The organism is Winogradskyella thalassocola, from assembly GCF_900099995.1.
Taxonomy (GTDB): domain Bacteria; phylum Bacteroidota; class Bacteroidia; order Flavobacteriales; family Flavobacteriaceae; genus Winogradskyella; species Winogradskyella thalassocola.
This window is the reverse complement of sequence record NZ_FNCZ01000001.1, coordinates 607,058-631,999: the sequence shown is the minus strand read 5'-3', so window position 1 is coordinate 631,999 and position 24,942 is coordinate 607,058. Positions and strand designations below refer to the sequence as shown.

Here is a 24,942-nt window from a genome sequence, read left to right as displayed (position 1 = left end):
TATACAAATTGAGATACGAACTTGTTTATCGCAGAATGGCAAGATTAGTTTAAATCTTTAAGCCTTTCGCGTTCTTCAGCACTTGTAGTGCGCTCATTAGTATTAAGCTTTGTGTTACCAAAATTATAGCGGAAGCCTAATTTTATATATCTACTATCTATATCTCCAAACCCAGAGCTAGACTGGTTTAAATAACGTGTTGACGTTTCATAGTTTTGTAGATTAAAGAAATCTTCAACAGCTAGAGAAATAACTCCTTTTTTCTTAAAAACAGTTTTTGATAAACTCAACTCAGAAACCAATCGGTCTTCAACGGTTTGAAATTGTTGTAAATTTTTACCAATCCAAGTGAATGTTAGACTCGCACTTAAACTTTGATCTTTTAAAAAGGAAAAACTATTAGATAAAATACTATAGTTAGACCATTGATCTTGTTTCACAAAACCCTCTCCAAAATCAGCTTCTTCGGAAATATTATAAAATGAGGTTACAAAATATAAATCCCAAATGTTTGTTGGAGAGTAGATGAATTGAAAATCAAAACCATATTCTACTTTCTTGTCTAGATTAGTTGGTGTGTATGCAACAATATTAGTTGTATTGTTTTGGCGAGGCAATTCTACAATATCACCATCATAATTTACATAATAGACTTCAAAAGTAAAATGCTCTAAAAAATCGGTCCCTATTTTAAAGTGATCATAATAGGTTGGCACCAAATTAGGGTTACCTAGCACAACATTATTTTCATTTAAAAAAAATGTAAATGGATTTAAGTCCGTATAACTTGGTCTAGAAAGACTTCGTTTGTAATTCCCATAAATTCTTACATCTTCTAGTAGCTGATTAGATAAACTGGCATTAGGAAACCAGCCAAAATAATCTTGAGTATTAGTTTCTGTTAAGGATAACGACTCTCCTTCAATATTGCTTTGCTCTACTCTTAAACCTATATTTAATTCCCATTTATCCCAAGATTTAGCATAGTTAGAATACGCAGCAAACACCTTTTCATCATATCTAAACGCATCTGTATTATTAACGTCTATGACTTCTGAGTTTCCAACAATATCTAATTTTGTAATGTCACTATCGGTATTTACATTAGAATATTTTACTCCAGCACCAAAACTAGAGGTTTCATTTAACGGCAAACTGTAATCAATTTTACCTGTTATAATATTTGTCTTTTGACTAGAGATTGAGTTAAATTCAGAATCTCCACTAAACAGATTATTAGCATCAAAATTGTTAGTGAGTACATTTTGGTCGCGACTATAATCGTAAATGGTATAATGTGCATTAAACATTAAGTTGGCATCATTTTTAAAATCGCGTCTAAAAATTAAATCGGTGCCAATATTGTATTTGTTATCTCTAGATAAATTGTCTGCTGTAAAGCGTTGTTGAAAAACTAAATTTTCATCTGTAATATTCGTATTGTTTTGTATTTGATACTTATAATAAGGAGTGTATAAACCTGTACTTGTAAGACTCAACGTGTTTTTGTCATTAATATAATAATCAAAATTAAGGTTAAGATGGTGGTTTTCGGACCACGTGTTTCTATTGATGTTAGATTTCCAAATCTCTTCTACTTCATTTGAGTCATCTAAAAAATTGAACGTATCCTCTTGGTCTCTATTGATTTTATTCTTAGTATAACTATAATTAAGATTAAGGTTGACTTTATTGTTTTTAAAATAATGACTCGTTCCTCCGTTATACCTTGGAAAAACACCTTGCGTATAATTTGTAAACACACTGCCTCTATAGCCTGTAACCAAATTTTTACTCATTATAATATTAATCACAGCACCAGAATCTGCATCATAGCTTGCAGGCGGATTTGTTATCACCTCAACGGATTTAATACTATTTGCTGGTGCACTTTCTAATAGCGTAATGAGTTCTTCGGAAGTTAATTGTACACGTCTATTATTTATATAAACGATTGCTGGTGTACTTTTAATATTAATAGTGCCTTCTGAAACTATAATTCCAGGTGTGTGCTTTAATACACTGAGTGTAGAACCCTCTACTAAAGCTGTGTTTTCTACATTAAAAATTAAGCGATCTGGCTTACGTGTTATAGTCGGTTTTTTGGCTATAACCGTGACTTCATTTAAATTTTCGGGAATATCGCTTAGTTGAATATTTTTTAAATCTAAATCTCCTGTTAGGACGATCTTTTGTTCAAACTCTTCAAAGCCCAAGTAGCTTATTTTAAGGTAAAATGTTGTTTCTGATAAATTAATTAGACTAAAAAATCCATTATCGTCAGTAGAAGTGCCTTTTAGATAATCTCCATCTATTTCTGTTAAAATAATAACATTAGCAAATTCAATTGGATTACTATCAGCGTCAACAACACGGCCTGAAACAGAATAATCTTGAGCCACCAATACATGAGAGAGCATACAAATACATACACAAAAAAAGAGGCGCAAGCGTATAATCATAAAATAGGTTTGACTGCAAGATATAAATTGTTTTTTACTTACTACTGTGGTTTTACCGTAATTAGCACTCTTTTAACTGTTGAATTTGATACGTTAATGCACAAGAAATCGATTATATTTCTTCAGTAAAATCTTAATTTTATAAACTTAAAAAGTATAAAATTTAGCTTCACTTCAGTAACCACTTCGTTAGCCCATAAAATTTATTTAATTTGAAAACTTAAAAAATTCAAATGAAAAAATTCATGTACTTTTGCCAATTACTTATTGCCTTAGAAAAGAGACATGAAAAACATTCGTAATTTTTGCATTATTGCACATATTGACCATGGTAAAAGTACCTTAGCAGATCGTTTATTAGATGCCACAGGTTCTGTTACAGCACGAGAACAACAAGCCCAACTTTTAGATAGTATGGACTTGGAACGTGAGCGTGGTATTACTATTAAGTCCCACGCTATTCAAATGGATTATATGTATGAAGGCGAAAAATATGTACTTAACCTTATCGATACTCCTGGTCACGTAGATTTTTCTTATGAAGTATCACGATCTATTGCTGCTTGTGAAGGAGCTTTATTAATTGTAGATGCGGCTCAGAGTATTCAGGCGCAAACGATTTCTAATCTATACTTGGCATTAGAAAATGATTTAGAGATTATTCCGGTATTGAATAAAGTGGATTTACCAAGTGCAAACCCAGAAGAAGTTACGGACGATATTGTTGATCTTTTAGGTTGTGATCCTGAAGAAGTCATTCATGCTAGTGGAAAAACAGGTTTTGGTGTCGAGAATATTTTAAAAGCCATTATCGAACGCATTCCGGCTCCAAAAGGAGATATAAATGCACCTTTACAGGCATTAATTTTTGATTCTGTTTATAATACGTTTAGAGGTATTGAAACTTATTTTAGAGTCTTTGATGGCGAAATTAAAAAAGGACAAAAAATAAAATTCGTAGCAACAGGAAAAGAGTATTTTGCTGATGAAGTTGGAACTTTAAAATTAACTCAAGTTGCAAAACAAAGCGTAAAAGCTGGTGATGTTGGGTATTTAATTACAGGAATTAAAACAGCCAAAGAAGTAAAAGTTGGTGATACTATTACAGATTTTGCTAAGCCTACAACCAATATTGTTGAAGGTTTTGAGGATGTAAAACCAATGGTTTTTGCAGGTATTTATCCTGTAGATACTGAGGATTACGAAGAACTTCGTAATTCTATGGAAAAGTTGCAACTAAACGACGCGTCTTTAGTGTTTATGCCAGAAAGTTCTGCTGCTTTAGGTTTTGGTTTCCGTTGTGGATTTTTAGGTATGTTACATATGGAAATCATACAAGAACGTTTAGAGCGTGAGTTTGATATGACGGTTATTACTACGGTTCCAAACGTATCATACAATGCTTTTACAAACAAAAATCCAGATGTCCCTTTTGTCGTTAATAACCCAAGTGATTTACCAGAACCAACAACTGTAAATCGTGTGGAAGAACCTTTTATAAAAGCTACCATTATTACAAAATCTGATTTCGTAGGTAACGTTATGAGTTTATGTATAGAAAAACGAGGTATGATTGTTAATCAAACCTATTTAACAACAGAACGTGTAGAGTTAATTTTTGAAATGCCTTTAGCAGAAATTGTTTTCGATTTTTATGATCGTTTAAAAACGGTTTCTAAAGGTTATGCCTCTTTTGATTACCATCCAATAGGAATGAGAGTCTCTAAATTAGTACGTTTAGATGTGTTATTAAATGCACAACCTGTAGATGCACTATCGGCTTTAATTCATGCAGACAATGCGCAGAACATTGGTAAAAAAATGTGCGAAAAGTTGAAGGAATTAATTCCAAGACAACAATTTGATATTCCTATTCAAGCGGCTATTGGTGCTAAAATTATTTCTAGAGAAACAGTAAAAGCACTTCGTAAAGATGTTACCGCTAAATGTTATGGTGGAGATATTTCTCGTAAACGTAAGTTGTTAGAAAAGCAGAAAAAAGGTAAGAAACGTATGAGACAAGTAGGTAACGTAGAAATACCTCAAGAAGCATTTATGGCTGTTTTAAAGCTGAATGATTAAGCTTCCTTTTAAAATTATATTATAAAACGAAAAAGATTCCTACGTAAATAGGAATCTTTTTAGTTTTATAAATACTGCTTTATATACAATAGAAACTAGTGTCTTTTTTAAAAATTAGTTATCTTCATTAGCCACTTTTTCAACATCAAAAGGTTTACCTAAATATACCAATTTAAAACCTTGTCCTATGGCTTCCGTTTTCGTCTGATGCACCGAAATAATATGAAGTTCACCTTCATCATCTTTTATAAACAGCGGAATCGTATACTTATCTTTACTCGCCATTTCTATCAGACTTTCATAATGTGCAGCATCGTCAATGTCTATTTCTTGTATTGCGGGATATTTGCGCGTTACCTCCATTAAATTAATATAGTCATCTGTTGGAGAGAATAAACCTTCTACTGGGCTTTTTTCTGGAAAGTTCATTTCATCTGAAGTCACCAATCTATACGAACCATTTTCACCAAATTCTTTGCTGAATTTTTCAATAACATAGGCATTAATATCTGAGTTTCCTGTCATTGCCATAATATAACCAACATCATTTAATTCTATATTATCAGAAAGCGTATCAGAATAGATGTTACTGTTTAAAGCATCTAAACCTAATTCGTTGGCCTTATCTATATTATTTTGATTGCTGTCTATTAACACCACGTGTCTTCCATTATTTACCAAGTAATGCCCTAATAATCGTGGTAATTTAGAAGCTCCAACAATTAAAATCCCATTAGATTTTGTTAAAAATACACCGACTAGTCTTGCAAATAACCGTGCTGTGGTGGCGTTTAATAAAACCGTTCCCAAAACAATCATAAACACCAAAGGAGTAATGTATTCTGCTCCCTCTACACCTTGTCGCATTAGTTTACTTCCAAAAAGAGAGGCAATACCAGCCGCCACTATACCACGGGGCCCAACCCAACTTATAAAAAGCTTTTCGTTAAGATTTAGTTTGGAACCCTGAGTACTTACAAATACAGCCAATGGTCTAATGACAAAAACAACAATAGCAAAAAGGATCGCTGTATCCCATGTGTAAAGAAGAAGTAAATCTTCAATATCAATATTTGCCGCTAAAAGAATGAATAAAATTGAAATTAATAAGACACTCAATGATTCTTTAAAATAGAGTAATTCTTTAAGGTTATCTAGTTTACTGTTTCCTAAAACCATTCCCATAACCACAACCGCTAGTAAGCCCGATTCGTGTGCAAATAATTCAGATTCAACGAACACTAATAACACCGTTGATAGCGATACGACATTTAATAAATAATGTGGAATCAACTTTTTATTAATCGCAAAAGCTAAAGCGTGTGCAAACGTAAAACCAAATGTGGTACCAAATAATACAATTTTACCAAATTCCATTAAGGCTGTTTTGGTAAAACCGCTATCTCCTCCAACACTAATAAATTCAAACACCAAAACGGCAACTAAAGCCCCAATAGGATCAATAAGAATACCTTCCCATTTTAAAACGGTTGAGACATCTTTTTTAAGTGGAATATTTCGTAAAATAGGTGTAATTACAGTGGGACCTGTAACAATGATAAGTCCTGCAAAAAGAAACGATAAATCCCAACTTAAGTTAAACGTATAACGTGCTACAATACCGGCACCAAAGAACGTAATGGCAGAACCGACGGTAATTAGTTTGGTAATTACAGGGCCAACATTCTTTATTTCGGCACGTTTTAAGGTGAGACCTCCTTCAAATAAAATAATACTTATGGCTAATGAAACAAAGTAATATAAGCTATCGCCTGGAAATAACCCTTTTGTACCATTCCAAATGGGTTCTATCCACTTGGTTTTATCTTCACTTAAGAATTCCGCTGCAATCGGACCAACCAATAATCCTATTAATATTAAGGGTAAAATAGCTGGAATTTTAAATTTCCAAGCCACCCATTGCGCTAATATTCCAAGAATTATAATTCCGGCTAGTTCTAACATCTATCTACTTTTTGCGTGAAAATACTAAATTCTATTTTTATAGAAAGCTTCCTTTGAAGTTATAAAAAGGATTCTTAGTTAAAGTTATTCTTTATTATTCTCTTCTTTCTCTTCAGATTTATAATATACACGTTTTAAACTTTTCTTTAATAAAGTAAATCTATAAACCCCAATGATAAAAAAGACCACACTAAAGACAATTGCTGTAAGTGCTAAGTATTTAAAATTGGCAAATTCTTTAAGTTGGTATAAAGCAATTGCCCCTAATAATAAGTATAAAGAAGATCGAATATAGGATAAAAGTGTGCGTTCGTTAGCCAAGCGTGTGCGTTCTATTGCTAAATAATCTCTAAGAATAACTTGTTGGTCTGGTTTAAAATCGCGACCAAATCGTAAGAGTTTAATTTTCTTAATTTTTAGTGGTGATTTTGATATGCGTTTCATTGTAATTCATTTTATATATCTAAAAGTAATTATTTTTTAGAATAGATATAAGATTATACAACTCTTAATTGTTAAATATCCTCTAATTTATTAAGACTAACAACAATTAGTTTTAAAGCTTTTAGTAATTTGCATGACTTTATAAAAAAATTTGCACATGCAATTATATCCTATTCAATCCGGAAATTTTAAGCTCGATGGAGGAGCAATGTTTGGTGTTGTACCAAAATCTTTATGGCAACGTACCAATCCTGCGGATAATAGCAATATGATAGATATTGCAGCGCGTTGTTTATTAATTGAAGATGGCAATCGTCTTACCTTAATAGATACAGGAATGGGCAACAAACAAAGCGATAAATTCTACGGTTACTATTTTCTTTATGGAGATGATAGTATCGATAAATCATTAGCCGCTCACGGATTTCATCGCGATGATATTACGGATGTGTTTATGACGCATCTTCATTTTGATCATTGTGGAGGAAGTATTCAATGGAATAAAGACCGAACAGGTTATGAACCTGCCTTTAAAAATGCACACTTTTGGAGTAACGCCGATCATTGGAAATGGGCAACAGAACCTAACAGACGTGAAGTCGCTTCGTTTTTAAAAGAAAACATTTTGCCAATGCAAGATAGTGGGCAATTAAAATTCACTTCAGTGCCTGACAATCCTATTTTAAAGAATTCTGATTTAGGTTTTGACATTTTCTTTGCCAATGGTCATACCGATAAACAAATGATTCCGATGATTAATTACAAAGGAAAAACCATTTGTTTTATGGCAGATTTATTGCCAACCGTTGGTCATTTACCATTACCTTTTGTAATGGGTTATGATACGAGACCTTTATTAACTCTCGATGAAAAAGAGTTGTTTTTGAATATGGCTGCAGACAACAACTTCTATTTATTTTTAGAACACGACGCACATAACGAAATTATAACCGTTAAACACACTGAGAAGGGGGTCCGACTTAACGAAACATTCACAACAAACGAACTATTTAACTAAAATTATAAAACAACAATAAATACAACACATGAAATTTAATTACAGAATTATAGCCTATTTAGGATTTGCAGGAACACTCTTTTTTGGATGTGGTAGTACCGGAAAAATTCTTTCTACACCAATAGAAAACATAGATTCTTCACCTTTAAAAGTCACAGAATTAACGGATGCTGAAGCTAAAAATTGGGGACATTTAGACCTTGTAAATGATACCATTCCTGGAATGAGTGTTGATAAAGCTTACACTGAAATTATTAAAAACAAAAAAGGAACTAAAGTTATCGTTGCTGTTATTGATTCTGGTATTGATATAGACCACGAAGACCTAGATGGAGTAATTTGGACCAACAAAGGAGAAATACCAAACAATGGGATAGATGACGATAATAACGGCTACATTGATGATGTACATGGTTGGAATTTCTTAGGAGATGGCTATGATGAGCAGTTAGAATATGTTCGTTTAATAGCAAGTGGAGATACTTCTAATCCGCGATATGACGAAGCTGTGGCTTTACAAAAAGAGGAATATGAAACCTATATTGGTGCTAAAACCAGATATGAACAAATTTTAAATGTATTAAAAAATGCTGATGAAAAATTAGCAGCACACTTAGGTAAAAGCGACTATACCATAGAAGATGTTAATACTATTAAAACAGAAGATGAAGCTTTAGGGCAAGCCATTCAAATTGCACAAAATATAAACGCTAATGGAGGTACTTTTAAAGACGCAATTGTAGAAATTAGTGAGCCATTAGAAGGTTTTAATGAACGTTTAAACTATCATTTTAATGTTGATTTTTCTGGTCGTACTACGAAAGATGATATCAATGATTTATCGGATATGGGCTATGGAAATGGAAACATTAAGCCTGTTAAAAAATCAGAATCTCACGGAACGCACGTTGCTGGTATTATCGCTGCAGAACGGAACAATGGAAAAGGAGCCAATGGTGTTGCTAATTATGTAGAGATTATGTCAGTTAGAACTGTTCCTAATGGAGATGAGTACGATAAAGATGTTGCATTAGCTATTCGTTATGCTGTAGATAATGGAGCGAAAGTAATAAACGGAAGTTTTGGTAAATCATTTTCCCCACATCCAGAATGGGTAAGAGATGCTATTAAATATGCTTCAGATAATGACGTAGTTTTTGTACATGCTGCAGGTAACGACAGTAAAAATGTGGATAAAGGCGCTAATTTCCCAGATGATAATGTTGATTTTGTTGAAATTTCAAATACTTATATCCGAGTGGGTTCATTAACCTCAAAATATGGTTCTAAAATTGTCTCTGGATTTTCTAATTATGGAAAAAAGAATGTGGATGTTTTTGCACCAGGATCTGATATCTATTCTACATTTCCAGAGAATGATTATGAAAGCATAAGTGGTACATCTATGGCATCACCTGCCGTTGCTGGTGTCGTTGCTTTAGTGCGTTCTTACTACCCTAAATTAACTGCTGCACAAGTTAAGCAAGTCATTTTAGAATCAGGGTTACCAATAACATCTAAAGTTGTTGTCGGTGGTGATGCATCCAACGTTAAGTCATTTTCAGATTTATCTACATCTGGTAGAATCGTTAATGCTTACAACGCTTTAATTATGGCTTCAAAATTATAATAATCCTTTTCGGGTTACATTAAAATGATTGGGTTATTTAGTCAGTATAACTAAATAGCCCAATTATTTAAAAGATCTTTATATTTCTAAAAAACAAATGTTATGAAACATTCCATTCTTAGTCTTTTTTCACTTTTAATTTTTGTCTCTTGTGCTTCTGCTGAAAAAACGCTCCAAAGCTCTAATTCAGTAAATGATTCAACATTTGGCTATTGGCAACAACATGTAGATTATGCTATGGAAATTGATATGAATGTCAATAACTATCAGTATAAAGGCAAGCAGAAATTGATTTACACCAATAACTCGCCAGATGTTATAAATCGTGTATACTATCATTTATTTTTTAATGCCTTTCAACCAGGTAGTGAAATGGATGTACGCTCGCGTACGATTAATGATCCGGATCGTCGTGTTGGTGATCGTATTAGCAAACTGCTTCCAAATGAAATTGGTTATATAAAAGTTAATTCATTACAACAAAACGGAACTTCTGTTTCTTATGAAACTGTTGGTACCGTTTTAGAAGTACAATTATATAAGCCAATTCAACCTGGTGAAAAAGTAACTTTTAATATGGATTTTGATGCTCAAGTTCCAGTTCAAATTCGCCGTTCTGGTAGAAATAATTCTGAAGGTGTGGCCTTATCTATGTCACAATGGTATCCAAAATTAGCCGAATATGATGATGAAGGTTGGCACGCAGATCCATACATAGGAAGAGAATTTCATGGTGTTTGGGGAGATTTTGATGTTAAATTAACTATCGATAAAGACTATATTGTTGGTGGAACAGGATATCTTCAAGGTGAACCAACTGTAAAATCTGGAAAGAAAACCCATCATTTTAAAGCTCCTAAAGTGCATGACTTTACTTGGGCTGCAGATCCCGATTATATTCACGATACCTTTCAAATGCCAAATGGCCCAACACTTCATTTCTATTATAAAAGCACTTTAGAGCAAGACTATTTAGCCAATTGGAAGAAATTACAAGCAGATACGGCCTTGTTAATGGATTTCTTTAATGAACATATTGGAGATTACCCATACGATCAGTATTCAGTAATACAAGGTGGTGATGGCGGTATGGAATATGCCATGAGTACTCTAATTACAGGAGAACGTAAATACGGTAGCTTGTTAGGTGTTACAGCACACGAGTTAGCACATACTTGGTTTCAATTTTTATTGGCTTCTAACGAGTCTAAACACGAATGGATGGATGAAGGCTTTACAAGTTATATTTCTAACTTAGCGATGAACTCTCTCAGTGAAAATAAAAAATCGAATCCGCTTTCTGGATCTTATAGAGGCTATTTAGCTTTAGCAAATTCTGGTGTAGAGCAACCCTTAACCACACATTCTGATCGTTATGCTACCAATAGAGTTTATGGTGCTGCAGCTTACAGTAAAGGTGCTGTGTTTTTAGCGCAATTGGGTTATGTCATTGGAGAGGATAACTTAGATAAAACGATCAAAAAATACTTTCAAGATTTTAAATTTAAACACCCAAAACCATTCGATGTTATTAGAACTGCAGAACGTATCACCGATTTTGAACTCGATTGGTATTTTATAGATTTTGCACAAACTACAAATACTATTGATTACGGTATTGCTTTAGTTGAAGGTAAATCCATCACATTAGAACGTATTGGTTTAATGCCAATGCCTTTAGATATTTCTGTGACTTATACGGATGGTACTACAGAAGATTTTTATATTCCGCTACAAATGATGCGTGGAGAAAAACCAACCTCAGCAACTATTATTAAGGATTGGGCTTGGGCAATACCAACCTATTCATTCGATGCTAAAAAAGCTGTAAAATCAGTAGAGATTGATAATTCTCAGATGATGGCAGATGTTGATAGAACTAACAATGTGTTTACAAAATAATACACACTTGTAATATAAATGAATCAAAACCGCATCATGTTGATTCGGTTTTCTATTTTTGTTAAACCTGATTAACTAAAAGTGAACTTCAATTATTCAAAAAAAGATAAACTCAAAAGTAAAAAGCTCATAGAGCAACTTTTTACCGACGGCAAAGCTGTAACCGCTTACCCTCTTAGGTTGGTGTATCTTAAAACGGAGTTTGAAGATGGCTCACAACTAAAAACAGGTGTTTCTGTAAGTAAACGATTGCATAAAAAAGCCGTTTCTAGAAATCAAATTAAACGTTTGCTTCGCGAAGCTTATAGACTTAATAAACCGTTATACTTTAACAATAGTTCTGCATCTTATGCGTTTATGATTTTGTATCTTAGTAAAGATGGAACAACTTTTGATAAACTAGATCATAGCATCAAATTGTTGTTTAAAAAATTTTTAGCTCAAAATGAACCTTTGGTAAAACAATCAGATTCTGACACTTCTGACAAATGAAACGAGCTTGTTTAAAATTTTATCTTTCAAGAGAATGATGAATAGCAAACAGCATGTGACCTATAAAAAACAATAGAAATCGACACATGAAAACACTTTTACGTAAAAAAATACTAGTTCCTGTTTTGGCTGTGCTTATCTTTTTTGGCACCACAGCTTTTAAGAACGACTTTTTTGAAATAGCGAAACAAATAGAAATATTTACCACGCTTTTTAAAGAAATCAACATGAATTATGTAGATGATACCAATCCTGGAGATTTAATAGATACTGCTATTAAGAGCATGTTAGACGATTTAGATCCTTACACTCAATTTTATAACGAACAAGATGTAGAAGCTTCTAGAATTAACAATGCGGGGGATTATACAGGTATTGGAGCTAAGGTATTAACCTTAAAAGATAAATTGGTTATTGTTGAGCCTTACCAAAATTATGCAGCAGATAAAGCTGGCCTTAAAGCTGGAGATGAAATTATTAAAGTAGATAAAGTTACCGTTGCCGATTTTAAAGACGACGCTGCCAACTTATTACAAGGAGCGGCAGGTACAGAAGTTTCTGTAACTTATAAAAGACAAGGTAATATCAATACTGTAAAAATCATTAGAGAATCGCTAGAAATTAAAGCAGTTCCGCACTACTCCATGGTCGATGAAAAGACTGGTTATGTGGTGCTGAGAAAGTTTAATGATAAAGCCTCTTCTGAAACTATTAGCGCAATTAAAGCTTTAAAAAATCAAGGAGCAACCCAATTAATTTTAGATTTAAGAGGAAATCCTGGTGGTTTATTGCATGAAGCGGTGAATGTGACGAATATTTTTGTGCCTAAAGATCAGTTAGTGGTAACCACTAAATCTAAAGTCAAAAAATATAACAAAACGTATTATACACAACGTGAAGCTGTAGATACTGAAATTCCATTAGTCGTTTTAATTGATGGTAAAAGTGCTTCGGCAAGCGAGATTGTTTCTGGTGCATTACAAGATATGGATCGTGCTGTAGTGGTTGGCACACGTAGCTTTGGAAAAGGTTTAGTACAAAGACCAAAACCATTGACTTACGGTACACAAATGAAGATTACAATTTCTAGGTATTACACCCCATCTGGTCGTTGTATTCAGGCCTTAGATTATTGGAATCGTGATGAAAACGGTAAAGCCACAAGAACACAACAAGAAAATTATAATGCTTTTAAAACCAGAAATGGACGCGATGTATTTGATGGAGGTGGCGTAGAACCAGATATAGAAGTCGAATTTTCCAAGCTTTCAACAATTACCAAAGCAATATCTAATGAAAATTTAGTATTCAACTTTTCAACAGATTACTATTATGATCATCAAATAGATGATTTAAAAAACTTTACACTTTCGGATTCGGACTTTAAAGCGTTTAAAAATTATATAAAATCTAGTGGTTTTAATTTTGAAACTAAAACGGAAATCGCTTTGCATAATGCCCTTACTATTGCTAAAGAAGAGTCGCTTGATACTGAAATTAATTCGGAATACAATGTATTAACAGAAGCTTTAAAGGATTACAAAACAAATGCGATTGACGACAATAAAACACAATTAAAATCATTACTTACAGACGAAATTATTAAACGTTATTTTTACAGTGAAGGCTTGTATACCTATTACACTGCCAATAATGAAGAAATTAAAAAAGCCTTAAATGTTCTTAATAATCCTTCGCAGTATGCAAGTATTTTGAGATAGCGCTAAAATTATTTATATTTAACGTCATAAATATTTTCTATAAGTAAGAAAATAATAATACAAACATGAAACCCCTATTTATCCTTTTATGCCTAACTTTTCAAGTCTCTTTTGCTCAAAAAGAATTGAAGCACGAGGTGTATTTTGAAACTGATCAACACGATATTCCCGAAACAGAACATAGTCGGTTATTACTTTTTTTATCTAAAATTGAAGATATCGATATAGAGAAAGTATCAATTTACGGCTTTACAGATGATCGCGGTAGTGATAATTATAATCTTGTTTTATCTCAAAATCGTGCAGATGCTATAAAAGAAGTCTTTTCTAACAACGAATTTGATGAGTCTAAAATGACTAATGTTGATGGAAAAGGTAAAATTTTAGTCAATATTATTAAAGAAAATGATCTTAATAAAATACGGGGTTTAAACCGTAAGGTTGAAATCATTGTAACTCCTGTCTATCCTCCAAAACCTAAAGAAGAAAAGCCAGTAGTAGACAAAACTGAAGATTTATTAAAAGGTGATTTAAAAGAAGGAGACAAAATTTTGCTCGACAACTTATTATTTAGAACAGGTTATAGCTATTTAACTAAAGAATCTAAAGGTGTACTCGATAGAATTGCAGAAATCTTAGTAGAACGTACCAATGTGTATTTTACAATTGAAGGTCATGTGTGTTGTACGCAAGGCGAAAGAGATGCTATTGATCGTAAGACTAAAAAACGTAATCTATCTGTGGCACGCGCAAAATATATCTACGATTATTTAGTAGATAAAGGTGTTAAACACTACCGAATGAAATTTGTTGGTATGCGTAGAAAAGCACCATTAGGCGGTGAACCACAATTAGATAGACGTGTCGAAATTTTGGTGACACGTATTTACGAAAAATAATTAGGACTTAATCATGTTAATATGTGGAATACCATCTTCTAAGTACTCCTCTCCTACTTCTTGAAATTGTAAATTATTATAGAATTTTTTCAAGTACATCTGTGCAGAAATTCTAATAGTTGTTTCCTTATAATGCGTTTTAATAGCATCTATAGAAGCCTTCATAATAGCGTAACCATATTTAAATTTTCGTGCTTTTTGCTGCACTACAACCCTACCTATACTAGATTCTTCAAAATAATAGCCTGGTTTAAAAATACGTGTGTAAGCCACTAAGACATTATTGTCATAACCTAAAATATGAAGTGCTTTTTGATCTTTTCCATCGATATCTTGGTACACGCAATCTTGTTCAACAACAAACACTTCGCTTCGTAATTGAAGTACATTATAAAGTTCTTGCGTTGTTAATTCGTTGAAATTTTTTGTTATGATATCTAGCATTAGTCTTGTACTATGACCTCTTTAGGATCTTCTTTGTTAAACTCTGGTTGAATGGTAACGTGGTTGATGTTGAATTCATCATGTAAGACCGTTTCAATGTCTAAAAGTAAATCATTAAAGGCAGTCGTAGAAATGTCTTCTTTTAGGTCTAAATGGGCTTCTAAATGCAACTCATCGTCACTTAAATTCCAGATGTGTACGTGATGCAACTTACTTACTTTAGGTAGTTTATTTACAGTTCTTACAACATCTTTAATATTAATGGTATCTGGAGTAAACAGCATTAACATGCGTGTTGATGTTTTTAATAAATCATAACCCACCCAAATTAAATACAAGGCAATTAATAAGGTTAATAAGCTATCGACCCAAAATAATTGATAGTATTTCATTAATAACCCACCAATTAATACAGCAACACTTGCTAACATATCTGTTAATAAATGCAGATATGCAGACCGCATATTGATGTTATTTTTAGACTCTTTTCTTAATAACAAAACACTTAGACCATTTCCTATAATAGCTAAAATAGCTAACCAAATCACTAAGCTAGATTCTATTTCTTGAGGATTTCTAAAACGTTTTACGGCTTCAAAAATTAAAATAATTGCTACTATAACTAGTGTACTAGCATTGATGAATGCTGCTAAAATTTCGGCACGTTTATAGCCAAAAGTCCTATTGATAGACGCTTTTTGTTTAGATAATTTAGCGGCAACATAACTCACAATTAAAGAAACAACATCACTAAAATTATGTAAGGCATCACTTAATAATGATAAACTTCCAGAAACTAAACCACCAATAACCTGAGCTACTGTAATAACAATATTTAAGAGTATTGAAATTAATAGCTTTTGTCCCTTTAAATCCTTAGGACTGTGAGAATGGTTGTGATTGTGACTCATTTATTATCAATTTAGAATTGATATTAACATGACGCCGGAATCTTATCTACACGGTTCTGATGGCGACCACCTTCAAATTTAGTTTCTAAGAACGTATCTACCATTTTTATGGCTTGTGGTATAGATGTAAAACGTGCTGGGATACATATAATATTAGCATTATTATGTAAACGTGTTAATTCTGTGATTTCATTAGTCCAACATACACCTGCTCTAACGTGCTGATATTTATTAGCCGTCATAGCTACTCCATTTGCGCTTCCACAAATAAGAATACCAAAATCTACTTTTTTAGCCTCCACATCTTTAGCAACCGGATGAACAAAATCTGGATAATCTACACTATCTAGACTGTCTGTTCCATAATTAGTTATAGTATGTCCCTTTGCTTCTAAATGCTTTACAATGGCAAATTTATAATCTGGTCCTGCGTGATCGTTTCCTATTGAAATAGTCATAATAAATTGTCTTTACTTATTAGACATCAAAGTTAATAATTGCTTACAACTAAGCATAACTTATAAGGTCTTACTTATCCATTAGTTTTAAGTTTGAAAATGCGTTTTTAGATTAGGTGTATTAACACTGTTCATAACTCTATATAAAATGACCAGTAATTGTTAATATCTGTTCACAACTATTGAAAACAAAAATTAGGATTACTCAGTTATTTTTCCAAACCAAAATTAAAATGTCATATCCTAATTAGTTAACCATTTTTTTAAAATAAGTTATCAAACTAAAAAGTTTTGAAATGAACAGTATTTTACAAAATACATGTTAGTCAATTCTATTAACATTCGTTATTAACAGTTGTTAATAGCTTTTTAATTTAGCTTAAAAATGAAGCGTTTAGATGTAAACTTAGTGTTAACTAAAATGTGGTAAAATGTAAACTACGATTAATCAAAATAAAACTTCAAAAAGTTATAGCCACTATTAACATACTATAATAACCACCATTTATTTTTTTAAATTTTAAAAGAAAACTGATTATATGTATATATATGTTGATAAGTGTTTTTTTAGATAAAAATATACCTAATACTAGGTATTGTATGATATATAAACGAATTCTAATTTTAGAAAAACTAAATTTTAGAATTATGAAACAGTTATTACTTTTTATTTTATGTTTAAGCTTTTCAATAAGTGCAATAGCTCAAGATGGTAGTTTAGATCTTACATTTAATCCATTTGATATTGGTAAAGGTGATGGTCCTAATGACTATATACGTGCAACTACGCTTCAAAATGATGGTAAAATAATTATTAGCGGTGATTTTACTAGTTATAATGGTATTCTAATAAATGGAATAGCTCGCTTAAACACAGATGGTAGTTTAGATACGACTTTTAATGTTGGTACTGGTGTAAATAATGGTGGTATTCATGTAGTAGCCATTCAAGCTGATGGCAAAGTTATTATTGGAGGATGGTTTTCTAGTATTAATGGTATTTTAGTAAATAGAATAGCTCGCTTAAATACAGATGGAAGTTTAGATACGACTTTTAATGTTGGTACTGGTGCAAATAGTGAAATTGAAGAAATTACTATTCAAGCTGATGGTAAAATAATTATTGGTGGTAGCTTTACAAGCTATAATGGTATTTCAATAAATAGAATAGCTCGCTTAAATACAGATGGTAGTTTAGACACTACTTTTAATGTTGGTACTGGTGTAAATAATAGTGTTAGGAGTATTGCAATACAAGCTGATGGCAAAGTTATTATTGGCGGTTTTTTTACTAGTTACAACGATATTTCTTCAAATTACTTTGTTCGCATAAATGCAGATGGTAGTTTAGATACTAGTTTTAATATTGGTACTGGATTAAATGATGGTATTAGTGAAATTGTTTTTCAAGATAATGGTAAAGTTATTATTGGAGGTTATTTTACGAATTATAATGGTATTTCTGTAAATAGAATAGCGCGTTTAAATACAGATGGCAGTTTAGACACGATTTTTAATATTGGTAGTGGTGTAAATGCTAGTGTTAATAGTATTATAATGCAAGATGATGGTAATATTTTTATTAATGGTTATTTCACTAACTATAATGGTGTTTCTGTAAATAATTTTATCCGTTTAAATACAGATGGCAGTTTAGATTCGAGTTTTAACGCTAGTAATGAGGTAATCAGTGGTGAGGCTAGCATTGCTATTCAAAATGATGGGAAAGTTATTTTTGGAGGTTATGTAGTAGCTAGTTCTTTCTCAAGATACCTTACGCGTTTAAATACAGATGGTAATTTAGATGTGAGTTTTAATGTTGGTTATGGTGCAAATAGTTTTATTAGTGATATAGCTATAGAAGAAGATGGAAAAGTTATTATTAGTGGAGCATTTACTAATTATAATAATATGACTTCAAATAATATAGCACGTTTAAATACAGATGGCAGTTTAGACCCCAGCTTCAATGTTGATACAGTTACATTAGGTAATATTAATAATATTGCAATTCAAGAAGATGGAAAAGTTATTATTAGTGGGTATTTTTTAAATAGCAATTATTTTTATACAGATTATCTTACGCGTTTAAATGCAGATGGTAGTTTAGATACGAGTTTTAATGTTGGTACTGGTGCTACAAATAGTATTGATGATATTGTAATACAAGAAGATGGAAAAATAATAATTACTGGATTTTTCGATGGTTTTAATGGTGTTTCTATGAACGGTATAGCGCGTTTAAATGCGGATGGCAGTTTAGATACTAGTTTTGATATTGGTACTGGTGCAAGTGGTAGAATTTTTTCTATTGGAATGCAAGATGATGGTAAAATTATTATTGGTGGGTATTTTTCTGATTTTAATGGCACTTCAACAAATGACCTTGCTCGGTTAAATACAGATGGTAGTTTAGATACGAGTTTTAATGTTGGGAGTTTTAGTGTTGGTCCTGGTCCAAATAATGCTATCAGAGAATTAAGTATTCAAGAAGATGGAAAAGTTATTATTAGTGGTTTTTTTACAGGTTATAATGGTGTTTCTACAAATGATCTTGCACGCTTATATACAGATGGCAGTTTAGATACAAGTTTTAATGCTGGTTCTGGCGTATTTGGTGTGAGAGAAATAGGTATTCAAAATGATGGAAAAATAATTATTGGTGGTGATTTTACTAGTTATAATGGTACCTCAATAAATAGAATAGCGCGTTTAAATACAGATGGTAGTTTAGATACTAATTTTAATATTGGTACTGGTGCAAATAATAGTGTTATTGCATTAAGAATTCAAGATGACGAACAGGTTGTTGCTGCTGGTAGTTTTACAAGTTATAATGGTACAAGGAAAAATAGAATAATTAGGATTAATTCCTCTAACGGGTTACACATTAATGATATTAAGATAGATTATTTCAATATCCATCCTAATCCAGCACAAAATGTGGTTAATATAAAATTAAGGCAAGAAATAGATTTAAAACGAGTAACCATTTATAATAACCTAGGTCAACAAGTATTAGCTTCAAATAAATCAATTATAAATACCTCAAATCTAGCCTCTGGTCTATACCTAGTAGAAGTAGAAACAAATAAAGGAAAATCGGCTAAAAAGTTAATTGTAGAGTAGTTTTTTAAACATATTTTAAATTAAAGCGCTGTAAATTTTACAGTGCTTTTTTATTAATTTAACATTAGCTAAACACCATTAAAAAATTAAAACGTAACTTTGTACCAAACTTAATAACCTCTCTTCGCTAAAGTTAAGTTTTAAATAAGTTGTTATTCTTAGACTTATTGCAGAATCTAAAGGATTTGTAAGCTTACATAGAATAACAAATACAATAATAGATTACAATTATAAATGACAAAAAAGAAACACAGGAAACCTTCAAATAATAAGATTTCCAACCTTACAAATACAATTCTTAGTATTTTAAAAAAAGACAGAAACGCAACATTCAACTATAAACAAATTGCAGCTAAACTAGGCGTTAATGATGCTAGTAGTCGCAATCAGATTATAAAAAAACTTCAACAACTCAAAGCAAAAGAAGAGATTGAAGAAGTAGATCGTGGTAAATTTAAAGCAGTTGTTAATAACGAATATCATACTGGTATTTTAGATCTTGGTGCTAAAGGCAACGGATATATTATTTCAGATGATTTTGAGGACGATATTTTCATCGCTTCAAACAATATAAACAAAGCTTTACATGGAGATGAAGTAGAATTCTACGCTTACAAACGAAAACATAGAGGCAAGCAAGAAGGAGAAATCACCAATATTATAAAACGTGCAAAAACGGAATATGTTGGTACCATTCAAATTCATGATAAAAAAGGATTTGCTTTTGTTGTAGCAGATAGCAACAAAATGTACACCGATATTTTTGTGCCTATTAATAAAATAAATAAGGCAGAAGATGGTGATAAAGTACTGGTCTCTTTAGAAGATTGGCCAGAAAAAGCAGATTCACCTAACGGAAAAGTGATTGAAGTTTTAGGAAAACCAGGTGAACATGGTACGGAGATTAATTCCATCATGGCAGAATATGGCTTACCATTAGAATTTCCAGAAGATGTTGAAGCCTTCGCTAATAAAATTGATACCTCAATTACAGCTGAAGAAATTGCAAAACGTAGAGATATGCGTAAAGATTTAACCTTTACCATAGATCCTAAGGACGCTAAAGATTTTGATGATGCCTTATCCTTTAAAGTTTTAGATAATGGCTTATATGAGATCGGAATTCATATTGCAGATGTTTCGCATTACTTACAACCAGGAACAATTTTAGATGATGAAGCTTACGAACGTGCGACGTCTATTTATTTAGTAGATCGTGTAGTGCCAATGTTACCAGAAATATTATCTAATGGAGCCTGTTCATTACGTCCACACGAAGAGAAATATACCTTTTCTGCGGTGTTTCATATGAATGATAAATGTGAAATTAAAAATGAATGGTTCGGTAGAACGGTAACGTATTCTGATGCGCGTTTTGCTTATGAAGAAGCACAAGCAATTATTGAAAATAATGCCACAATTAACGAGGTTGAAGTTTTAAAGAACCCTGATAAAATAGATACTACAATTCCGGCTGAAGTTTCATTGACTGGTGAAGTATATCAAACGTCTGTAGAGGTTGCTCAGGCTACCATAAAAATGAACCAATTGGCTCGAAAAATGCGTACAGCACGTATGCGAGATGGAGCCATTTCTTTTGATAAAGTTGAAGTTAAATTTAACTTAGATGAAGAAGCAAATCCAATAGGTATTCACTTTAAGACCAGTAAGGATGCTAATAAAATGATTGAAGAATTCATGTTATTAGCCAACAGAAAAGTATCAGAATATGTTGGAAAACAGAAACCTGAGAAAACTTTTGTATACCGTGTACACGATGAACCAGACGAATCTAAATTAGCACAGCTACAAACTGTGGTTGGTCGTTTTGGACATAAATTAAATTTTAAAGATAAAGGCAGTATTGCATCGTCTTTAAATAATTTATTAAAAGATGTAGTTGGAAAAAAGGAACAAAATTTAGTAGATACGTTAACGATTCGTACCATGTCTAAAGCCGAATATACTACACACAATATCGGTCACTACGGTTTAGCATTTGATTACTATAGTCATTTTACATCGCCAATTCGTCGTTATCCAGATGTGATGGCACATCGATTATTACAACAGTATTTAGATGGTGAAAAATCGGCTAATCAAGAGATTTACGAAGAGAAATGTAAGCATTCTAGTAATATGGAATACTTAGCTACCAAAGCTGAGCGAGATTCTATTAAATACATGCAGATTCGTTTTATGCAAGATCATCAAGACGAAGAATTCTTAGGAGTTATTTCTGGAGTTACAGATTGGGGAATTTACATAGAAATTATTTCTAATAAATGTGAAGGTATGGTGAGTGTTAGAGATATGAAAGATGATCACTATCAGTTTGACCAAGACCAATATGCTATGATTGGGCAAAAAACCGGAACCATGTATCAGCTAGGTGATGAGGTTATTGTAAAAGTTAAGAATGCAGATTTAGTTAAAAAACATTTAGATTTTTACATGATAGGTAAACCAGAAGCGTAAATAGTTCTGTAACATTTCGACCTAAAAAAACCTTATAAATAAATTTTTAATAGATGATTCTTACCACGACCAATTCTATAGAAAACCATAATATCATAGATTATTTAGGTATTGTAACAGGTGTTGCCATAAACAAGCAAGCTATTGCCATGGGATTTAGTATGTCTAAATATTACAACAAATTACAAGTTAGTATTGAGACTGTAAAAGAAGAAGCGTTTCAAACGTTACAAGATAACGCAGCTAAGCTTAACGCAAATGCCGTTGTGGGTATTAAAGTAGAAATTGAGTTAACAACCTCTAATTATGCAATGGTTTCTGTAACAGGAACTGCAGTAAAAGTTGCCGTTTAATGAAGACAAGTACAAAAGCTGGTATATACGTTTTTTTAATATTTGCCGTTATTTATGTGATTATCAGATTTAGTATTCAAGCTATTTTTGTAGATATTAATCAAATGGTATTAGCAGTATTATCTGCTGTATTCACCATTATTTTAACTCCTCAAAGACGGGTTGTAAAAAAGCAATCTGGAGACGAAATTCAGTTAAAATGGTTATTTATGAAAAAAGTATTTACCTTAAAATAAGGATGTTTTATGAAAAAAATAGGTTTAGTATTAGCGTTAGTTTGCTCTTTATTTATCAATGCTCAAGATGGTATTGAAAAACAAGTTGGTGAATTTTCAACGGTAAAGGTGTTTGATTTAATTCATCTCAAAATGATGGCTTCTGATGAAAATAAAGTCATTATTTCGGGTAAAAACAGAAATGATGTTGAAGTTGTTAATAACAATGGGAAGCTTAAAATACGCATGAATCTTAGAGAAAGTTACGATGGTGACGATACCGTGGTATTACTTTATTTTATTGCTGTAGATGAAATAGATGCCAATGAAGGTGCAAAAGTGACTGTAAAGGAAACGATAAAGCAATACGAAATAGATTTAAGAGTACAAGAAGGAGCAGAGATTACAGCCGATTTAGAAACGACTTATGCTAATTTTAGAGCCGTTACTGGAGGTATTATTAATACAACCGGAAGTTCTAAAAATCAAGATATTTCAATTTATACTGGTGGCGTTTTTAACGGTGAAAATTTTATTACCGAAAAGACAGACGTTAGTATTAACGCAGCTGGTGAAGCTTATGTCCATGCTACAGAAACTGCCAATGCTAGAATTAAAGCAGGTGGAAATGTCTATATTTATGGCAAACCAAAAGAAGTTGAAGAACGTACAATTCTTGGTGGTAAAATAAAACGTATGTAAGTTCCGTTGAGTTTCTTACATTTGTGTAAACCGCAAGTTTTACATGTTAGACGATATCTTAACAGCCATTCCCTTTGGAATAATATTAGCCTTTACTATTGGACCAGTTTTTTTTGTATTATTAGAAACTAGTGTAACCAAAGGCATTACTAGTGCCATTATATTTGATTTAGGTGTAATTTTCGCTGATATCGTTTTCATCTTAGTTATTTTTAAAAGCACAGATACGCTTTTAGATAAAATAAAAGACGATCCAAAACTATTAGTTTTTGGAGGTACTTTACTAGTTATTTACGGATTAATCAGTTTTATAAAAACCTCTAAATCGTTCCGATCTATTGTAAGGGAACATCATAGAATTGAATTGCCTAAAAAGGATTATGGTAAACTTTTTGTAAAAGGATTTCTACTCAATTTTATTAATATAGGTGTACTATTAGGTTGGTTAGGGTTTATAGTTATTGGAACTTCCATTACAACGTCTCAAAACGGCGTAACTATCTTTATTGTAACCATGTTAATAGCTTATTTTTTAACAGATTTGGTTAAAATAGCAGCTGCAAAACGACTTAAAAGTAAACTCACTCCACGACGTATTTTTAAAACTAAAAAAATTGTAGCCTTAGTGATTTTAGTTTTTGGTGTTATACTATTAAGTCAAGGTTTATTCCCGGATCTTTATGAAAAAGGGATAGAACAGATTGAAAATGTTAATCCTCTTGATTAATAACGTCAACAAATGAATTCTAAAATCTTAACTTTTCCGTTACGAATAGCCATTATTGTCTTAATTTTTGGAGCGTTATTCAAGATTATGCATTGGCCTTTTGCACATAATTTAATGTTGCTTGGTGGAATTTCAATCGGAATATTATATACTATTCGCTTCGTTTACAAAAAAGAGAAAACCATTTTAGATTATGCTAAATTGGCTATGATTTTAATATGGGTTTTCAATTATTTAGCAAATGCATTCTAGCTTTTTTATGTGCCATATATCTATGAAATACTGCTGCTTATACTCTTTATTTATTGGTTTTATGTAGAAGGTATTTCGTATTTTAAAAATAGATCATATAGGAAGAATAGATTTCTAAAAGCAGTCTACTATATTTTGATGGGATTAACAATTTTTACATTAGTATTCGGAATACTTTTTAAAATTCAACATTGGCCTTATGGCGCTTTATTATTTACAATTGGTGTGCTGTTATTAAGTCTTTTATTGATTTTTGATTACTTTATAGTAGATAGAAGAGGAGTTATAGAATAATAATGAGTTAAGATTCATGCGAAAAAAACTCAACATAGCTTGAAGTTCTCTCGAGATCACTAAAGGGATAGGATTCGAATCGCGTATCAATTAATCTAAATTTTCTTAAAATTTGAAAATAAAAAAGCCTCAATGTAAATAGAAGGTTTTTTGAGGTCATTAAAACGTTAGGATTCGAACGGCGTATCTATTAATCTAAATTTTATTAAAATTTAAAAATAAAAAAAAGCCTCTAAGAGAACTTAGAAGCTTTTTGAGGTGTCGAGCGGATTCGAACCGCTGTAGATGGTGTTGCAGACCACTGCCTAGCCACTCGGCCACGACACCCTTTATTCCTTTGAAAAAAGGAATCTCATAAATTTAA

21 protein-coding genes and 1 tRNA gene are annotated in these 24,942 nt (G+C 32.0%); 15 read left to right on the top strand and 7 right to left on the bottom strand.

The window, feature by feature from the left end; all coding sequences use genetic code 11:
- Window positions 1-44 precede the first annotated feature (44 nt).
- Window positions 45-2,462, bottom strand: coding sequence for a TonB-dependent receptor domain-containing protein (locus BLT80_RS02690; RefSeq protein WP_092466041.1), 2,418 nt, complete (start codon window positions 2,460-2,462; stop codon window positions 45-47).
- A gap of 285 nt (window positions 2,463-2,747) precedes the next feature.
- Between BLT80_RS02690 and lepA the strand changes: the two genes are divergently transcribed.
- Window positions 2,748-4,544: a translation elongation factor 4 gene (lepA, locus tag BLT80_RS02685; protein WP_092466040.1), complete on the top strand. Its 1,797-nt coding sequence runs from the start codon at window positions 2,748-2,750 to the stop codon at window positions 4,542-4,544.
- Between the two features lie 114 nt (window positions 4,545-4,658).
- Here lepA and BLT80_RS02680 read toward each other — a convergent pair whose 3' ends face one another.
- A complete protein-coding gene (locus BLT80_RS02680; RefSeq protein WP_092466039.1) occupies window positions 4,659-6,509 on the bottom strand; it encodes a cation:proton antiporter in 1,851 nt (616 codons plus the stop codon).
- Between the two features lie 84 nt (window positions 6,510-6,593).
- Window positions 6,594-6,914: a DUF202 domain-containing protein gene (locus BLT80_RS02675; protein WP_092466864.1), complete on the bottom strand. Its 321-nt coding sequence runs from the start codon at window positions 6,912-6,914 to the stop codon at window positions 6,594-6,596.
- A 196-nt stretch (window positions 6,915-7,110) separates the two neighbouring features.
- Here BLT80_RS02675 and BLT80_RS02670 point away from each other — a divergent pair, with 196 nt between their 5' ends.
- The 6 genes from BLT80_RS02670 to BLT80_RS02645 all read left to right on the top strand — a co-directional run bounded on the left by BLT80_RS02670 (window position 7,111) and on the right by BLT80_RS02645 (window position 14,615).
- Complete coding sequence (locus BLT80_RS02670; RefSeq protein ID WP_092466038.1) at window positions 7,111-7,971, top strand: MBL fold metallo-hydrolase; 861 nt, start codon at window positions 7,111-7,113, stop codon at window positions 7,969-7,971.
- Between the two features lie 28 nt (window positions 7,972-7,999).
- On the top strand, window positions 8,000-9,601 hold the full coding sequence (locus tag BLT80_RS02665; protein ID WP_092466037.1) for a S8 family serine peptidase: 1,602 nt from the start codon (window positions 8,000-8,002) through the stop codon (window positions 9,599-9,601).
- Window positions 9,602-9,703: 102 nt separating this feature from the next.
- Window positions 9,704-11,503: a M1 family metallopeptidase gene (locus tag BLT80_RS02660; protein WP_092466036.1), complete on the top strand. Its 1,800-nt coding sequence runs from the start codon at window positions 9,704-9,706 to the stop codon at window positions 11,501-11,503.
- Between the two features lie 81 nt (window positions 11,504-11,584).
- On the top strand, window positions 11,585-11,995 hold the full coding sequence (gene rnpA, locus BLT80_RS02655) for a ribonuclease P protein component (RefSeq protein WP_092466035.1): 411 nt from the start codon (window positions 11,585-11,587) through the stop codon (window positions 11,993-11,995).
- A gap of 86 nt (window positions 11,996-12,081) precedes the next feature.
- On the top strand, window positions 12,082-13,716 hold the full coding sequence (locus BLT80_RS02650) for a S41 family peptidase (RefSeq protein WP_092466034.1): 1,635 nt from the start codon (window positions 12,082-12,084) through the stop codon (window positions 13,714-13,716).
- Window positions 13,717-13,781: 65 nt separating this feature from the next.
- Window positions 13,782-14,615: an OmpA family protein gene (locus BLT80_RS02645; RefSeq protein WP_092466033.1), complete on the top strand. Its 834-nt coding sequence runs from the start codon at window positions 13,782-13,784 to the stop codon at window positions 14,613-14,615.
- Here BLT80_RS02645 and BLT80_RS02640 read toward each other — a convergent pair whose 3' ends face one another.
- Genes BLT80_RS02640 through rpiB form a run of 3 tightly spaced genes read right to left on the bottom strand, consistent with a single transcriptional unit; the run spans window position 14,616 to window position 16,428 of the window.
- Window positions 14,616-15,059 carry a GNAT family N-acetyltransferase gene (locus BLT80_RS02640; RefSeq protein WP_092466032.1) on the bottom strand — a complete coding sequence of 148 codons (444 nt, stop codon included), beginning with the start codon at window positions 15,057-15,059 and terminating at the stop codon, window positions 14,616-14,618.
- Window positions 15,059-15,970: a cation diffusion facilitator family transporter gene (locus BLT80_RS02635; RefSeq protein WP_092466031.1), complete on the bottom strand. Its 912-nt coding sequence runs from the start codon at window positions 15,968-15,970 to the stop codon at window positions 15,059-15,061. The genes BLT80_RS02640 and BLT80_RS02635 overlap by 1 nt, the downstream gene beginning before the upstream one ends.
- Window positions 15,971-15,993: 23 nt before the next feature.
- On the bottom strand, window positions 15,994-16,428 hold the full coding sequence (gene rpiB / locus BLT80_RS02630) for a ribose 5-phosphate isomerase B (protein WP_092466030.1): 435 nt from the start codon (window positions 16,426-16,428) through the stop codon (window positions 15,994-15,996).
- 648 nt (window positions 16,429-17,076) lie between these two features.
- On the opposite strand from rpiB, the gene BLT80_RS02625 reads away from it, so the two are divergent.
- From BLT80_RS02625 to BLT80_RS19985, 8 genes are all read left to right on the top strand, one after another.
- A complete protein-coding gene (locus tag BLT80_RS02625) occupies window positions 17,077-19,557 on the top strand; it encodes a T9SS type A sorting domain-containing protein (protein ID WP_175455537.1) in 2,481 nt (826 codons plus the stop codon).
- Window positions 19,558-19,791: 234 nt separating this feature from the next.
- Window positions 19,792-22,035, top strand: coding sequence for a ribonuclease R family protein (locus BLT80_RS02620; protein ID WP_092466028.1), 2,244 nt, complete (start codon window positions 19,792-19,794; stop codon window positions 22,033-22,035).
- Window positions 22,036-22,088: 53 nt separating this feature from the next.
- On the top strand, window positions 22,089-22,388 hold the full coding sequence (locus BLT80_RS02615) for a YbjQ family protein (RefSeq protein WP_092466027.1): 300 nt from the start codon (window positions 22,089-22,091) through the stop codon (window positions 22,386-22,388).
- Entirely contained in the window at window positions 22,388-22,624 is a 237-nt protein-coding gene (locus BLT80_RS02610) for a hypothetical protein (protein ID WP_092466026.1), read from the top strand. Before BLT80_RS02615 ends, BLT80_RS02610 begins: the two co-directional genes overlap by 1 nt.
- 9 nt (window positions 22,625-22,633) lie before the next feature.
- Window positions 22,634-23,305 carry a head GIN domain-containing protein gene (locus tag BLT80_RS02605; RefSeq protein ID WP_092466025.1) on the top strand — a complete coding sequence of 224 codons (672 nt, stop codon included), beginning with the start codon at window positions 22,634-22,636 and terminating at the stop codon, window positions 23,303-23,305.
- Window positions 23,306-23,348: 43 nt separating this feature from the next.
- Window positions 23,349-24,032: a LysE family translocator gene (locus BLT80_RS02600; RefSeq protein WP_092466024.1), complete on the top strand. Its 684-nt coding sequence runs from the start codon at window positions 23,349-23,351 to the stop codon at window positions 24,030-24,032.
- Between the two features lie 12 nt (window positions 24,033-24,044).
- Window positions 24,045-24,284: a GldL-related protein gene (locus BLT80_RS02595; protein ID WP_092466023.1), complete on the top strand. Its 240-nt coding sequence runs from the start codon at window positions 24,045-24,047 to the stop codon at window positions 24,282-24,284.
- Between the two features lie 138 nt (window positions 24,285-24,422).
- Window positions 24,423-24,578, top strand: coding sequence for a GldL-related protein (locus tag BLT80_RS19985; protein WP_175455536.1), 156 nt, complete (start codon window positions 24,423-24,425; stop codon window positions 24,576-24,578).
- Between the two features lie 256 nt (window positions 24,579-24,834).
- Here the strand turns inward: BLT80_RS19985 and BLT80_RS02585 are convergent.
- A tRNA-Cys gene (locus BLT80_RS02585) sits at window positions 24,835-24,905 on the bottom strand.
- Window positions 24,906-24,942: the final 37 nt, after the last annotated feature.

Bases quoted from the DNA above. Each gene is read 5' to 3' on its own strand.
- BLT80_RS02690 (WP_092466041.1), bottom strand. From the start codon at position 2,462: ATGATTATACGCTTGCGCCTCTTTTTTTGTGTATGTATTTGTATGCTC.
- lepA (WP_092466040.1), top strand. From the start codon at position 2,748: ATGAAAAACATTCGTAATTTTTGCATTATTGCACATATTGACCATGGT.
- BLT80_RS02680 (WP_092466039.1), bottom strand. From the start codon at position 6,509: ATGTTAGAACTAGCCGGAATTATAATTCTTGGAATATTAGCGCAATGG.
- BLT80_RS02670 (WP_092466038.1), top strand. From the start codon at position 7,111: ATGCAATTATATCCTATTCAATCCGGAAATTTTAAGCTCGATGGAGGA.
- BLT80_RS02665 (WP_092466037.1), top strand. From the start codon at position 8,000: ATGAAATTTAATTACAGAATTATAGCCTATTTAGGATTTGCAGGAACA.
- BLT80_RS02660 (WP_092466036.1), top strand. From the start codon at position 9,704: ATGAAACATTCCATTCTTAGTCTTTTTTCACTTTTAATTTTTGTCTCT.
- BLT80_RS02650 (WP_092466034.1), top strand. From the start codon at position 12,082: ATGAAAACACTTTTACGTAAAAAAATACTAGTTCCTGTTTTGGCTGTG.
- BLT80_RS02645 (WP_092466033.1), top strand. From the start codon at position 13,782: ATGAAACCCCTATTTATCCTTTTATGCCTAACTTTTCAAGTCTCTTTT.
- BLT80_RS02640 (WP_092466032.1), bottom strand. From the start codon at position 15,059: ATGCTAGATATCATAACAAAAAATTTCAACGAATTAACAACGCAAGAA.
- BLT80_RS02635 (WP_092466031.1), bottom strand. From the start codon at position 15,970: ATGAGTCACAATCACAACCATTCTCACAGTCCTAAGGATTTAAAGGGA.
- rpiB (WP_092466030.1), bottom strand. From the start codon at position 16,428: ATGACTATTTCAATAGGAAACGATCACGCAGGACCAGATTATAAATTT.
- BLT80_RS02625 (WP_175455537.1), top strand. From the start codon at position 17,077: ATGAAACAGTTATTACTTTTTATTTTATGTTTAAGCTTTTCAATAAGT.
- BLT80_RS02620 (WP_092466028.1), top strand. From the start codon at position 19,792: ATGACAAAAAAGAAACACAGGAAACCTTCAAATAATAAGATTTCCAAC.
- BLT80_RS02615 (WP_092466027.1), top strand. From the start codon at position 22,089: ATGATTCTTACCACGACCAATTCTATAGAAAACCATAATATCATAGAT.
- BLT80_RS02610 (WP_092466026.1), top strand. From the start codon at position 22,388: ATGAAGACAAGTACAAAAGCTGGTATATACGTTTTTTTAATATTTGCC.
- BLT80_RS02605 (WP_092466025.1), top strand. From the start codon at position 22,634: ATGAAAAAAATAGGTTTAGTATTAGCGTTAGTTTGCTCTTTATTTATC.
- BLT80_RS02600 (WP_092466024.1), top strand. From the start codon at position 23,349: ATGTTAGACGATATCTTAACAGCCATTCCCTTTGGAATAATATTAGCC.
- BLT80_RS02595 (WP_092466023.1), top strand. From the start codon at position 24,045: ATGAATTCTAAAATCTTAACTTTTCCGTTACGAATAGCCATTATTGTC.
- BLT80_RS19985 (WP_175455536.1), top strand. From the start codon at position 24,423: ATGGGATTAACAATTTTTACATTAGTATTCGGAATACTTTTTAAAATT.